The sequence below is a fragment of the Streptococcus mitis genome, assembly GCF_047464945.1.
Lineage (GTDB): Bacteria > Bacillota > Bacilli > Lactobacillales > Streptococcaceae > Streptococcus > Streptococcus mitis_EA.
Window position 1 is genome coordinate 127,883 of the sequence record NZ_JASHAX010000003.1, and the last position, 11,081, is coordinate 138,963.

An 11,081-nucleotide genomic window follows, 5' to 3' on the forward strand; every position below is an offset into this window, starting at 1 on the left:
TCTAAAATATCTTAGACAAATAAGTCCGCGAGCGTAAGCTGATGTGGTGAGATTCCACAACCGACAGTATAGTCTGGATGGGAGAAGACGAAAGAATAGCTTTGTCTGTTCTGATAGATTTATAGCTAGATTGTAACCGCTTGCTTTAGTTTGCTTTAATAGAGTGAGAGGGAACTTTTGGGATATAAAAAGTGAGAATAGATAGAGGAATCCTTTCAAACTTCTTCTGATTTTATAGAAAATTGGAGGAACCTGTTATGACAAACACACGTCGACTTTCGACCATTGCGATTCTATCAGCCATCTCATTTGTGCTGATGTACTTTGACTTTCCGCTTTTACCAGCGGCATCCTTCCTTAAGATCGAATTTAGTATCTTGCCAGTCCTTGTGGGTCTGGTGGTCATGGATTTGCCTGCTGCTCTAGGAATCCTCTTGCTTCGCTCACTCTTGAAATTGCTTCTTAATAGCCAGGGAGTGAATACTTACATTGGTTTGCCGATGAATATCGTAGCTTTGGGAGTTTTTGTCATCGTATTTGCTTTGATTTGGAAAAAGGAACGGACAACCCTTCGTTTCCTACTAGGATCTCTAGCTGGAACTATTGGCTTGACCGTGGCAATGTTGGTTCTCAACTATGTTTATGCTGTTCCTTTGTACGCTAAGTTTGCTAACTTTGATATTGGAAAAATTTTGGGACTTTCCAACTACTTAATGACTATGGTATTACCTTTTAACTTGATTGAGGGTATCATCTTTGCCGTTTCATTCTGGTTGTTGTATGTTCTCTTGAAACCAACCTTAAAACATTATGAAAGATAAACAAACATTTTTAATGAAGGGCAGTTTTGCCCTTTTACTTTTCGTTATTCTTGGCTACATGGTCAAATTTTACCCTGAAACGCTGGTCGGTTTTGATCAACCGATTCAGACTGTCGTTCGAGGAGACTTGCCAGATTACTTGACGATTCTTTTTCGATCCATCACACGCTTGATTGATATCCCAGTGATTATCACTTGGGTTGTCATTACAGCCTTTGTCTTTTATCGTAAGCGGTGGAAGATAGAAAGCCTATTTATGCTGGGGAATTTGGCTTTGGCCGGTCTTTTAATCGTGACCTTTAAAAATATCTACCAGCGCCCACGACCAGCTATCTTACATCTGGTAGAGGAGAAAGGATTTTCCTTTCCAAGTGGGCATTCTCTAGCTGTAACCTTGATGGTGGGCACTCTGATTGTCATTCTCAGTCAACGGATTAAAAATCCAGTCTGGAGAAAAATCGTGCAAATCGTGCTAGGCCTCTACCTAGTCAGTGTGCTGGTATCAAGGGTCTATCTGGGAGTTCATTACCCATCAGATGTCCTTGCCAGTCTCTGTGTGGGCTTGGGAGTCTTATTTATCGAGTTTCCCTTTTATGATAAGCTCCGCTTCCAATGGCGATTTAAAGGCAAGCAGAAGTGAGTATCGAATTCCTTTGAGGAGAAAGAAATGAAAGTCAATATAGCAGATCTTCATCCGACTCAACTATACTTATCAGAAAAGAAGTTGCAAGATATTCAGATGCTTTACCAGTCGGCAGAAACAATCCAAGTCGATCCAATCAGTATTCTTGCCTTTGGAAATTACTTGCTGATTACAGACGGGCATCATAGGGCTTATCAGGCTTTATTGGCAGGTCGGGATACGATTTCTGCTGAGTGGGATAGAGACGGCGGTGATGAACTATATCATCTCTATGCGCAAGCCTGCGAAGAAAGAAAGATTTACTCTGTTCTGGATTTAAAAAATCATATCTTAGCTCAAGATGAGTATGAAGCAAAATGGTATAACTGGTGTGATGGTTTTAATCAAGCAGCAACTCTTTTGTTGAAAAGGAAAGTAGATGAAACAGACCCTACAAATAGATAATTCACTGCGTCTTGTTCCTTATTATAAGGTCAATCATTGTGAAGAAGCTTTTGCTTGGTATCAGGATGTGAACTTGGTTTACCTCGTAGATGGTGTGAAGAGACCTTATAGTCAAGAAACTTTGGAAGCTATGTATTCCTATTTGGATCAGCATGGAGAGCTTTTTTGGATTGAAGTCAAGGAGAAGGGAGAATGGTTTCCAATTGGGGATGTTACACTATCTCAGGATAATCTTCCCATTGTGATTGGAAATCCTGCTTACCAACATCGAGGACTTGGGAAAAAGATTCTAAGTGCTTTGATTGAATTGGCTCGAGTAAAAGGATGGAAAGAATTGAGAGTTAAGGAAATCTACACTTACAATCATGCGTCTAGGCGATGTTTCGAGTCGCTTGGATTTGTGGAAAATGGGGCAACAGAAAAAGGGACGAGTTTTGTATTGAAATTAGTCTAATCTAACTTGTTTTTTAACTAAAAATCTGATAAACTAAGTAGTAATTGAATAGAAATCTGCAAGACTAGTAGCCCAAGGGAAGTATATCAGGGAGGAGAGCCGTGACTGCAAGCTCTCTATATGAAAGCTGGGTGAATTCACTTGCGCATGGATTTAGAAATGAAGGTCTGACTTGTCAGATAAAAACGGATGGTACCGCGTGTCAACGCTCCGAGTGGAGTTTGTGGCATGTGGTTTTCTTTTTATCTGATAAGCGACTGATGGAGGAATTATGTCAACTATTGAAGAACAATTAAAAGCGCTTCGTGAAGAAACGCTGGCTAGCTTGAAGCAGATTACTGCTGAAAATGAAAAAGAGATGCAAGATTTGCGTGTTTCTGTCCTTGGTAAAAAGGGTTCGCTCACTGAAATCCTCAAAGGGATGAAAGATGTTTCTGCTGAGATGCGTCCAATCATTGGGAAACACGTCAATGAAGCTCGTGATGTCTTGTCAGCAGCCTTTGAAGAAACAGCTAAGCTTTTGGAAGAAAAGAAAGTCGCGGCTCAACTGGCTAGCGAGAGTATCGATGTGACCCTTCCAGGTCGTCCAGTTGCGACTGGTCACCGTCACGTTTTGACACAAACCAGTGAAGAAATCGAAGATATCTTTATCGGTATGGGTTACCAAGTCGTGGATGGTTTTGAAGTAGAGCAAGACTACTATAACTTTGAGCGCATGAACCTTCCCAAAGACCACCCAGCTCGCGACATGCAGGACACTTTCTACATCACAGAAGAAATCTTACTCCGTACTCACACGTCTCCAGTGCAGGCGCGTGCTATGGATGCCCATGATTTCTCTAAAGGTCCTTTGAAAATGATCTCTCCAGGGCGTGTCTTCCGTCGTGATACGGACGATGCGACCCACAGTCACCAGTTCCACCAAATTGAAGGCTTGGTTGTTGGGAAAAATATCTCTATGGCAGACCTTCAAGGAACCCTTCAGTTGATTGTCCAAAAAATGTTTGGTGAAGAGCGTCAAATTCGTTTGCGTCCATCTTATTTCCCATTCACAGAGCCATCTGTTGAGGTGGATGTTTCTTGCTTCAAGTGTGGTGGAGAAGGATGTAACGTATGTAAGAAAACTGGTTGGATCGAAATTATGGGTGCCGGTATGGTTCACCCACGTGTCCTTGAAATGAGTGGTATCGATGCGACTGTTTACTCTGGCTTTGCCTTTGGTCTTGGTCAAGAGCGTGTAGCTATGCTCCGTTACGGAATCAATGATATCCGTGGCTTCTACCAAGGAGATGTCCGCTTCTCAGAACAGTTTAAATAATGATTAGAAAAGTAGAAATGGCAGATGTTGAGGTGTTGGCTAAAATTGCCAAACAAACCTTTCGTGAAACATTTGCTCATGATAATACGGAAGAGCAGTTACAGGAATACTTTGAAGATGCTTATAGTCTGAGAGTTTTGTCTACTGAGTTGGAAAATCCAGAATCCGAAACCTATTTCATTATGCATGAAGAGGAGATAGCTGGTTTTCTCAAAGTCAACTGGGGAAGTGCTCAAACTGAGAGAGAATTAGAGGATGCTTTTGAAATTCAACGCCTCTATGTGCTACAAAAATTCCAAGGATTTGGATTCGGTAAGCAACTGTTTGAATTTGCTCTTGAACTTGCTACAAAAAATAGTTTTTCCTGGGCTTGGTTAGGTGTTTGGGAGCATAATACAAAAGCTCAAGCATTTTATAATCGATATGGTTTTGAAAAATTTAGCCAACATCATTTTATGGTTGGTCAAAAAGTAGATACGGATTGGTTACTGAGAAAGAAATTAAGGTAAGAAGATGATTCTTCTATTGAAATGATAGGAAAGGAAAAGAACTAGAGTGGCAACTGTCATTCTGGAGAACTAAATTATGCTTGTATCTTATAAATGGTTAAAAGAATTGGTGGACATTGATGTTCCATCACAAGAGTTGGCTGAAAAAATGTCAACTACAGGGATCGAGGTAGAAGGTGTCGAATCACCGGCTGCTGGTCTCTCAAAAATTGTCGTCGGTGAGGTCTTGTCTTGCGAAGATGTGCCAGAAACTCACCTCCATGTTTGTCAGGTTAACGTTGGCGAAGAAGAAGCCCGTCAAATCGTTTGTGGTGCCCCAAATGTGCGTGCTGGTATCAAGGTTATGGTGGCTCTTCCGGGAGCTCGCATCGCTGACAACTACAAGATCAAAAAAGGGAAAATCCGTGGCTTAGAGTCACTTGGGATGATCTGTTCCCTTGGTGAATTGGGAATTTCTGACTCAGTTGTGCCTAAGGAATTCGCAGATGGCATCCAAATCTTGCCTGAAGACGCCGTTCCAGGTGAGGAAGTCTTCTCATACCTAGACTTGGATGATGAAATCATCGAACTTTCTATCACACCCAACCGTGCGGATGCCCTTTCTATGCGTGGGGTGGCTCACGAAGTGGCAGCCATCTATGATAAGGCAGTCAACTTTAAAGAATTTACTCTTTCAGAAACTGACCAAGCTGCAGCAGATGCTCTTTCTGTGGGCATTGAGACAGACAAGGCGCCTTACTATGCAGCTCGTATCTTGGACAATGTGACCATTGCACCAAGTCCACAGTGGTTGCAAAACCTTCTCATGAACGAAGGAATTCGTCCAATCAATAACGTAGTGGACGTGACCAACTACATTCTTCTCTACTTTGGTCAACCAATGCATGCCTTTGACTTGGATACCTTTGAAGGGAATGACATCCGTGTGCGTGAAGCGCGTGCTGGTGAAAAATTAGTGACCTTGGATGGTGAAGAACGTGACTTGGACGTGAATGACTTAGTTATCACTGTCGCAGACAAGCCAGTAGCCCTTGCAGGTGTCATGGGCGGTCAAGCAACAGAAATCTCTGAAAAATCTAGTCGTGTCGTCCTTGAAGCTGCTGTTTTCAATGGCAAATCTATCCGTAAGACAAGTGGTCGTCTTAACCTTCGTTCTGAGTCATCTTCTCGCTTTGAAAAAGGCATCAATGTGGCAACAGTCAATGAAGCCCTTGATGCGGCAGCTAGCATGATTGCAGAACTTACAGGTGCGACGGTGCGTAAAGGTATCGTTTCAGCGGGTGAGCTTGATACCTCTGATGTGAAAGTTTCTTCAACTCTTGCTGATGTTAACCGTGTCCTCGGAACTGAGCTTTCTTATGCTGATGTAGAAGACGTCTTCCGTCGTCTTGGCTTTGGTCTTTCTGGAAATGCAGACAGCTTTACAGTCAGCGTACCACGTCGTCGTTGGGATATCACAATAGAAGCAGATCTCTTTGAAGAAATCGCTCGTATCTATGGATATGACCGCTTGCCAACCAGCCTTCCAAAAGATGACGGGACAGCTGGTGAATTGACAGCCACACAAAAACTCCGCCGTCAAGTTCGTACGATTGCTGAAGGGGCAGGTTTGACAGAAATCATCACCTATGCTCTAACAACTCCTGAAAAAGCAGTTGAGTTTACGGCTCAACCAAGTAACCTTACTGAACTTATGTGGCCAATGACAGTGGACCGTTCAGTCCTCCGTCAAAATATGATTTCAGGTATCCTAGATACAGTTGCTTACAACGTGGCTCGTAAGAACAAAAACTTGGCCCTTTACGAGATTGGAAAAGTCTTTGAACAAACAGGTAATCCAAAAGAAGAACTTCCAAATGAGATCAACAGCTTTGCCTTTGCCTTGACAGGCTTGGTTGCTGAAAAAGATTTCCAAACAGCAGCAGTTCCAGTTGATTTCTTCTATGCTAAAGGAATCCTTGAAGCCCTCTTTGCTCGTTTGGGACTCCAAGTAACTTATACAGCAACATCTGAAATTGCTAGCCTTCATCCAGGTCGTACAGCTGTGATTTCACTCGGTGACCAAGTTCTTGGTTTCCTTGGTCAAGTACACCCAGTCACTGCTAAGGCCTACGATATTCCAGAAACTTATGTGGCTGAGCTCAACCTTTCAGCCATCGAAACTGCCCTTCAACCAGCTACTCCATTTGTAGAAATTACTAAATTCCCAGCAGTTAGCCGTGATGTTGCCCTTCTCCTTAAGGCAGAAGTGACTCACCAAGAAGTTGTAGATGCTATCCAAGCTGCCGGCGTGAAACGTTTGACAGATATCAAACTCTTTGATGTCTTCTCAGGCGAAAAATTGGGACTTGGTATGAAGTCAATGGCTTATAGCTTGACTTTCCAAAATCCAGAAGATAGCTTGACTGACGAAGAAGTCGCACGCTACATGGAAAAAATCCAAGCGTCTCTCGAAGAAAAAGTGAATGCAGAAGTGCGTTAACTCATCAATCCATCCTTCGGGGTGGATTTTTGCTTTTCAAATAACAATTCAGGATCAAAAATAGACAGTTGAGGAGCGGAGGTGATAAATTAAATTTGCTACTGTATAATGGATTTATCACTAAAAACGCTCCAGGCCATATTTTACACAGCAATAGTCTTATAAAAATGGACATAAGCCATTGTAAAGGCTATCAAAAAGGAGTATAATGAGTGCAAGACATTTCGGAGGTGAAAGATGCTAGAAGTAAGAAGTCTAGAGAAAAGTTTTGGATCCAAGCAAGTTTTGTTTGGTATTGACTTTCAAGCGCGACCAGGTCGTATTTTGGGACTAGTCGGAAAAAACGGTGCTGGAAAAACAACAATTTTCCACAGTATTTTGAAGTTTTTAGAATATCAAGGAGAAATTAGTCTTGATAATCAGGATATTCGTCAGGAAACCTACGCTCGGATTGGCTATCTGCCTGAAGAACGCAGTCTTATGCCTAAATTGACAGTCCTTGAACAAGTGCGTTACTTGGCGACTCTAAAAGGCATGGATGCCAAGGAGGTCAAGGAAAAACTCCCTCAATGGATGAAGAGGTTGGAAGTGAAAGGGAAGCTGACAGATAAAATCAAGAGTCTGTCAAAAGGAAATCAGCAGAAGATTCAGCTCATCATTACTCTGATTCATGAGCCAGACTTGATTATCTTGGATGAGCCTTTCAGTGGATTGGACCCAGTCAATACAGAATTGCTCAAACAAGTCATTTTTCAAGAAAAAGAACGTGGGGCAACCATTATCTTTTCTGACCATGTCATGACCAACGTCGAGGAGCTTTGTGACGATATTCTCATGATCCGAGATGGCCGTGTGGTCTTGCATGGACCAGTTCAGGATGTCCGCAATCAATACGGGAAAACGCGTCTCTTTGTTTCAAGTGAACGAAGCAAGGAAGAATTGGAAAAACTTCCTCATGTTAAACAGGTGAGCTTGACCAAACAAGGCAGTTGGAAATTGATCTTGGAGGATGAGAGCGCTGGAAGGGAACTTTTCCCAATCTTGACTCAGGGGCAATATATCGCAACCTTTGACCAGCAAGCGCCAACAATCGATGAAATCTTTAAACTAGAATCAGGGGTGGAAGTATGAGAAATATGTGGGTTGTAATCAAGGAAACCTATCTTCGACATGTCAAATCGTGGAGTTTCTTCTTTATGGTAATTTCGCCGTTCCTCTTTTTAGGAATCTCTGTAGGAATTGCCTATCTCCAAGGCTCTTCAATGGCTAAAAATGATAAAGTGGCAGTAGTGACAACAGTGCCGTCTGTAGCAGAAGGACTGAAGAATGTAAATGGTGTTAACTTTGACTATAAAGACGAAGCAAGTGCCAAAGAAGCGATTAAAGATGAAAAATTAAAAGGATATCTGACTATTGACCAAGAGGATAGTGTCTTGAAGGCAGTTTATCATGGCGAAACATCGCTTGAAAATGGAATTAAATTTGCAGTTACAGGTACACTCAATGAATTGCAAAATCAGCTTAATCGTTCAACGGCCTCCTTGTCTCAGGAGCAGGAAAAACGCTTAGCGCAGACAGTTCAATTCACAGAAAAGATTGATGAAGCCAAGGAAAATAAAAAAATGATTCAAACCTTTGCGGCCGCAGGGCTTGGTCTCTTCCTTTATATGATTTTGATTACCTATGCTAGTGTCACTGCTCAGGAAGTGGCTAGCGAGAAAGGAACCAAAATTATGGAGGTGGTCTTCTCTAGTATCCGAGCTAGTCATTATTTCTACGCTCGCATGCTGGCTCTGCTTCTTGTGATTTTGACCCATATTGGCATTTACGTCGTGGGTGGACTTGCTGCCATTCTTCTCTTTAAAGACCTACCAATCTTGGCACAATCTGGTATTTTAAACCACATAGGAGAGGCTTTCTCGCTCAACACCTTATTGTTTGTCTTGGTTAGCCTCTTTATGTACGTTGTTTTAGCAGCCTTCCTAGGCTCTATGGTTTCTCGCCCTGAGGATGCAGGAAAAGCCTTGTCGCCATTGATGATCTTGATTATAGGTGGTTTTTTTGGAGTGACAGCTCTAGGTGCAGCTGGTGACAATCTCATCTTGAAGATTGGTTCATATATTCCCTTTATTTCGACTTTCTTCATGCCGTTTAGAGCTATTAATGGCTATGCAGGGGGAGTAGAAGCATGGATTTCACTTGCTATTACAGTGATTTTTGCAGTGGTAGCAACAGGATTTATCGGACGCATGTATGCTAGTCTCGTTTTGCAGACAGATGATTTAGGGATTTGGAAAACCTTTAAACGTGCCTTAGCTTATAAATAGAAGAGCCTCGCGAAAGCGAGGTTTTTTAGAGATAAAAAGAGTGGAATTCAGAAAAATATTTTTCATATCTATTGACTTTTAGGGGTGAAATTTGGTATTATAGTAAGCGGTATTGTTTACCCCATTTGAAAGGCCCCGGAACCTTCCAAATACTTTTCGATGGGAAGGAACACCCATCACCGTAAACAAAAATCGAACTATATATAGGAGAAATCATGAACAAAACAACATTTATGGCTAAACCAGGCCAAGTTGAACGTAAATGGTACGTAGTTGACGCAACTGATGTACCACTTGGACGTCTTTCTGCAGTAGTTGCTAGCGTACTTCGCGGAAAAAACAAACCAACATTTACACCACACACTGATACAGGTGACTTTGTGATTGTTATCAATGCTGAAAAAGTTAAATTGACTGGTAAAAAAGCAACTGATAAAATCTACTACACTCACTCAAACCACCCAGGTGGATTGAAACAAATCTCTGCAGGTGAACTTCGTTCTAAAAATGCAGTACGTTTGATCGAGAAATCAGTTAAAGGTATGCTTCCACACAATACTCTTGGACGCGCTCAAGGTATGAAGTTGAAAGTATTTGTTGGAGCTGAGCACACTCACGCTGCACAACAACCAGAAGTTCTTGATATTTCAGGACTTATCTAAGGAAAGGAACAATAAAGTATGTCACAAGCACAATATGCAGGTACTGGACGTCGTAAAAACGCTGTTGCACGCGTTCGCCTTGTTCCAGGAACTGGTAAAATCACTGTTAACAAAAAAGATGTTGAAGAGTACATCCCACACGCTGACCTTCGTCTTGTAATCAACCAACCATTCGCAGTTACTTCAACTGCAGGTTCATACGACGTTTTCGTTAACGTTGTAGGTGGTGGATACGCTGGTCAATCAGGAGCTATCCGTCACGGTATCGCTCGTGCCCTTCTTCAAGTAGACCCAGACTTCCGCGATTCATTGAAACGCGCAGGACTTCTTACACGTGACTCACGTAAAGTTGAACGTAAGAAACCAGGTCTTAAGAAAGCTCGTAAAGCATCACAATTTAGTAAACGTTAATTCGAAAGAATTACTATACTTACAAAGAGCACCTTTCGGGGTGTTCTTTTTGTACTTTCTTACTAAATTGGTGCAATTGACACAGTTGTTGCGACTTTAGTCGCTTACAAATGTGGCTGCAACATGACGAAGTCAGTTACCTCAAAACGTTAATCAATACGATTATATCAACGTTTCAAAACACTCAAAAGTTTACCTTATGGGTGCTTTTTTTGTATTTTTTTGAAAAGTTCACCTCAAAGTTTACTTTATTTTCACCTTATTGTTTTATAGACTTTAAAGCAAATTCACCGACTGCCATAGGGACTACATTAGAAGTATTGACATAAATCTGAGTTGTACCTGTGTCACTGTGTGTTAGAGCTTTATAGATTCCATAATTTAATCCAGTTTTAGCTATTTTATTTTCACCTTTATTTTGTTATTTTTTGAGTATTAGCTTCTCAGCAAAAACGTTGAGTGCAGGTGCGACAGAATTTCCATTCAGCGAAGTATCTGATAGGAAAATGGGGTTGACTGCTTCAACAAGAGCATCTTCCGGAAAGACTGTTGTAGAAGCCGGTGTAATAACGTGGAAGGCACCATGAGTTTCACTATTTAGAATATGTCTTTGGTATTTTTCTTCTTTACCAAAGACATAACGTGGAGCATTTCCTAATTTTTCATAGTAAGCAGTGCCGATAAATTTTGGTAGCATGACAAGTGTTTCTGGGATCATAAGAGTTTCCTTTCTGAGTGTAAAATAAAAAGAGTTAAGCTAGTTGCTTCACTCTTGAGTAGTAGTGAGTAGAGAGTTTGCGTTTAAACATTCTTGTGTAAAATTGTACTTCATCATGAGCGAAGCCAGTAAGTAGTGATTGATTGGCTAGTTTATCTAAATCCTTTTGGGCTTGATGATAGAGTTGCCTCTGGAGTTGTTCCGATGATGAAAAGATATCATAGGTGAAAATGTAATTTTTATAGATTCGTTCACATTGTTGCGCGAAAAAAGTTAGTCTTATGTTCTCCTT

General features: G+C 41.5%; 12 protein-coding genes and 2 pseudogenes. 11 read left to right on the top strand and 3 right to left on the bottom strand.

Annotated features, from left to right (window positions below; translation table 11 throughout):
* Position 1: 1 nt before the first annotated feature.
* Positions 2 to 211: pseudogene (locus QM424_RS04980) on the bottom strand (hypothetical protein).
* Between the two features lie 46 nt (positions 212 to 257).
* Here QM424_RS04980 and QM424_RS04985 point away from each other — a divergent pair.
* From QM424_RS04985 to rpsI, 11 genes are all read left to right on the top strand, one after another.
* The gene (locus tag QM424_RS04985) at positions 258 to 821 is read left to right on the top strand and encodes an ECF transporter S component (RefSeq protein ID WP_000185821.1); all 564 of its coding nucleotides are present in this window, start codon (positions 258 to 260) and stop codon (positions 819 to 821) included.
* Complete coding sequence (locus QM424_RS04990) at positions 811 to 1,461, top strand: phosphatase PAP2 family protein (protein ID WP_414393346.1); 651 nt, start codon at positions 811 to 813, stop codon at positions 1,459 to 1,461. Before QM424_RS04985 ends, QM424_RS04990 begins: the two co-directional genes overlap by 11 nt.
* Before the next feature lie 27 nt (positions 1,462 to 1,488).
* The gene (locus QM424_RS04995; RefSeq protein ID WP_023945347.1) at positions 1,489 to 1,908 is read left to right on the top strand and encodes a chromosome partitioning protein ParB; all 420 of its coding nucleotides are present in this window, start codon (positions 1,489 to 1,491) and stop codon (positions 1,906 to 1,908) included.
* Between the two features lie 4 nt (positions 1,909 to 1,912).
* Positions 1,913 to 2,362 (top strand): GNAT family N-acetyltransferase, encoded by a 450-nt coding sequence (locus QM424_RS05000; protein ID WP_031227979.1) that lies wholly within the window; start codon positions 1,913 to 1,915, stop codon positions 2,360 to 2,362.
* A 271-nt stretch (positions 2,363 to 2,633) separates the two neighbouring features.
* Positions 2,634 to 3,680 (top strand): phenylalanine--tRNA ligase subunit alpha, encoded by a 1,047-nt coding sequence (pheS, locus tag QM424_RS05005; protein ID WP_023945343.1) that lies wholly within the window; start codon positions 2,634 to 2,636, stop codon positions 3,678 to 3,680.
* Positions 3,680 to 4,189, top strand: a complete 510-nt coding sequence (locus tag QM424_RS05010; protein WP_060805309.1) for a GNAT family N-acetyltransferase — start codon at positions 3,680 to 3,682, stop codon at positions 4,187 to 4,189. The genes pheS and QM424_RS05010 overlap by 1 nt, the downstream gene beginning before the upstream one ends.
* 76 nt (positions 4,190 to 4,265) lie before the next feature.
* Positions 4,266 to 6,671 carry a phenylalanine--tRNA ligase subunit beta gene (gene pheT, locus QM424_RS05015; protein WP_414393349.1) on the top strand — a complete coding sequence of 802 codons (2,406 nt, stop codon included), beginning with the start codon at positions 4,266 to 4,268 and terminating at the stop codon, positions 6,669 to 6,671.
* A gap of 237 nt (positions 6,672 to 6,908) precedes the next feature.
* The gene (locus QM424_RS05020) at positions 6,909 to 7,802 is read left to right on the top strand and encodes an ABC transporter ATP-binding protein (protein WP_050251520.1); all 894 of its coding nucleotides are present in this window, start codon (positions 6,909 to 6,911) and stop codon (positions 7,800 to 7,802) included.
* Positions 7,799 to 8,998, top strand: a complete 1,200-nt coding sequence (locus QM424_RS05025) for an ABC transporter permease (RefSeq protein WP_414393351.1) — start codon at positions 7,799 to 7,801, stop codon at positions 8,996 to 8,998. Before QM424_RS05020 ends, QM424_RS05025 begins: the two co-directional genes overlap by 4 nt.
* Before the next feature lie 215 nt (positions 8,999 to 9,213).
* A complete protein-coding gene (gene rplM / locus QM424_RS05030; RefSeq protein WP_001044624.1) occupies positions 9,214 to 9,660 on the top strand; it encodes a 50S ribosomal protein L13 in 447 nt (148 codons plus the stop codon).
* Positions 9,661 to 9,678: 18 nt separating this feature from the next.
* Positions 9,679 to 10,071 carry a 30S ribosomal protein S9 gene (rpsI, locus tag QM424_RS05035; RefSeq protein WP_000075964.1) on the top strand — a complete coding sequence of 131 codons (393 nt, stop codon included), beginning with the start codon at positions 9,679 to 9,681 and terminating at the stop codon, positions 10,069 to 10,071.
* Positions 10,072 to 10,330: 259 nt separating this feature from the next.
* Here rpsI and QM424_RS05040 read toward each other — a convergent pair.
* A pseudogene (locus QM424_RS05040) lies at positions 10,331 to 10,444 on the bottom strand (site-specific integrase); the annotation flags it as partial.
* A gap of 48 nt (positions 10,445 to 10,492) precedes the next feature.
* Complete coding sequence (locus tag QM424_RS05045; protein ID WP_414393353.1) at positions 10,493 to 10,789, bottom strand: cytoplasmic protein; 297 nt, start codon at positions 10,787 to 10,789, stop codon at positions 10,493 to 10,495.
* Positions 10,790 to 11,081 lie beyond the last annotated feature (292 nt).